The sequence below is a fragment of the Candidatus Chordibacter forsetii genome (assembly GCF_964187505.1).
GTDB lineage: Bacteria > Verrucomicrobiota > Verrucomicrobiia > Opitutales > Seribacteraceae > Chordibacter > Chordibacter forsetii.
The window spans coordinates 1-2,570 of record NZ_CAXLML010000207.1; the positions used below are offsets into that span (position 1 = coordinate 1).

The following is a 2,570-nucleotide window of genomic DNA, read 5'->3' on the forward strand; positions in this document are numbered from 1 at the left end:
TCCGATTTATGATGTCACCTCCAGTGGACTTTCCAGTACCTGGAGGTTTGCGACTCCCAATAAGAATCGAATGGAGGGCCCAATTATGGAAAACCATTTTGGATTATTGACTGTAAATTTTGAGCATGATGATCCCTCTGTATTAGCTGAGGTATGGGATATTCGGGGCAATCAGCGCGTGGAATTTTCTATTCCGTTGAGTGAGATAAGCTTTCAGTAAGAACGATTGCTGTTCTATAAAATATATTCATAGATGAAGAATTTTTGGTGGATCTTACCCAGAAAAACCTCCTCAACCGAGGGTTTGGAGGTGCTCATATCTCAGATATTCTATATTTTTATGATCAACTGTTTCCAAAGTACAGGCCAGTGCGCATCATTTTTTACTGTGGCGAGAATGATTTGTGGTCAGGTAAACCTGTAGATCAAGTAAAGGGTAATTTCTCTGCCCTATGGCTGAAAATTAAAGAAGATCTGCCTAAATCAGATTTGGTTTACCTGTCCTGCAAGCCCTCACCAAAAAGGATTTCCAAATGGAACTCGTATCAATCCCTAAACCTAAAAATCAAGAAATTATCTCGTTCTGAAGAAAGGCTACATTTTGTAGATATTTCAAAAACATTGCTCAAGCCCGACATGACTTTTCATAAAGGTTTGTGGAGACCAGATAATCTCCACTTAAATGCAGCCGGCTATACAAAATGGTCACGGGTTGTACACCCCTGGTTGAATCTAGGAAATAAACTTTAGGCAACTTCTGTGTCAGAGCATTGTGCCTAAACTGAATGGGTTCGCAGGCAACAAAATGAGCCGCGCCACATTCAGGGTTTTAACGATTCAAAAACCACAGATGTCAGACGATGACTCTCAGGAATATTGAAGGTCAATTGCCCTTCCGTAACGACTAGTAGAGAAGATTCCCCCGAAACATTGTTCTTGCGATAGCCAGTCTTTGGTTCGACATCCTCGGTGATCCATCTTACCCGCACCTCTTCCCCCTCGGCAAACCCTTCGCCCACAAACTGCTCGTTCCGGTTGTACCTCTCTCCCTTTTGAATAGTCGCCGGTATGGACACAGTAAGATCCTGTGGGTCCTCATCCTCATCCCGCCGTGCCACTAGCACAATAAATCTCTTGGCAGTGCGGTCATAGGAACTCATCCGCATAAAGTCCTCGTCGTCTACCCCGGTGAGTATGATATCATTGTCTTCCTCGCCTGCAATGGCATGGTGAATGCACTCATTCTGCCCGGCGGATAACTGAGCAAACCAGCGCCAAATATAATAGTGGGTATGATTGGGATCATCCGGCACCGCATAGGGAGCACCAAACTCACTACCCTCAAAGGAGGGAGAATCATTCCATATCTGCGTTTTATCATCGCTTCCCCGAAGGTTTAACTTACGGGTGGCAATCGCTGGACCACCTGTGAAATTCGGGTACAATTCTTCTCCCAATAAAGCTAACTGCCCATTGTAATCTAATCGCTTGGTCAGACCCATCGTCCAATCGCTATGGTTATCCGCCCAAGGAAGATTAGTGAGGCTCAATCCACGTTGGATACATTCTCCAAAGATACGCAAAGTTGACTCCACGGTATCCCCGCTTCCTTCAGGACCATGCGGTGTACGTTTACCATCCCAACAAATCCAACTTTCAGCCGCCACCAATCCCTTATCAGCATAGCCATCTTCGTTTAATCGACGACCCATATATTCCATCTGGCTCCAGACTGAAGTTACCCATGTAAGAAGACCACCCCCCCATCCGTTATTAAAATCACTAAGATTAAGGGCGAAATTATCAATCATCCCCATCAATTCTGGGTATTCCAGTTGAACATCATACCATTCCTTGCAATCACGCGAGGGTGACAACCCGGCTGTGGAAACCACTTTGGTATCACCTGTCTCTTCCGAATAATCCCGAATCGCCCGTGCCGCTGGTAGGATAAACAACTCCATCAATTCATCCCACGAACCCTCCCAATACTTTGGATGGTTCGCTTCATGAAATATACCATAGTAGTCTACATCCTCACCAAACCACTCGACCGTCGCTTTAACCATGTCATAGATCGCCTGGTTGTCAGGGGGAAGCATGTTAAAATCTGCGTATTCCTCACCACCATTCATCCATAAAGGCACCTGCCAAATAACCAGCTCTGTTTTAATTCCACGAGCTTTGCACAATCTCACCGCATGGCGAATGGCCTGAGCCTCCTTTGATGGATGGTTTGCATAATCTAAGTTTTTCTTGCTTGGAAGCGTGTGTAAGGACATGTACCAGAAACTCGCGTAGCTTCCCACTTTCCCGAGCTCCCGCTCGATATCTGCTTCCGAATTTTTGGGCCGATTCACATACGGTTGCCAGCGGAAACCCACATGCATGTGGTCCCTGGTAGTCTCATAAACGGGAGGTTCACCATCGCGTTCGAAAAGGTCTGCCATTCCAGGACCGACCCGATCTTTGGGGTCTTCCGGAATCAATGATTCCTCAGCAAGGCAAATCATACCCATAACGCTTGCCATAATAATAAGTCCAAAATGAAGAGCCCGAAAACACATGCA

Annotated in this window: 2 protein-coding genes and 1 pseudogene; 2 read left to right on the forward strand and 1 reads right to left on the reverse strand. The window is 45.9% G+C overall.

All coding sequences use genetic code 11. From position 1 onward, the window contains the following. Window positions 1–220 (forward strand): annotated as a pseudogene (locus ACKPQ4_RS09060) (alkaline phosphatase D family protein); the annotation flags it as partial. Window positions 221–267: 47 nt separating this feature from the next. Beyond that, window positions 268–750: a GDSL-type esterase/lipase family protein gene (locus ACKPQ4_RS09065; protein ID WP_407680862.1), complete on the forward strand. Its 483-nt coding sequence runs from the start codon at window positions 268–270 to the stop codon at window positions 748–750. A gap of 71 nt (window positions 751–821) precedes the next feature. Here the strand turns inward: ACKPQ4_RS09065 and ACKPQ4_RS09070 are convergent. Beyond that, window positions 822–2,570: hypothetical protein (locus ACKPQ4_RS09070; RefSeq protein WP_407680863.1), on the reverse strand; the 1,749-nt coding region annotated here is incomplete at its 5' end.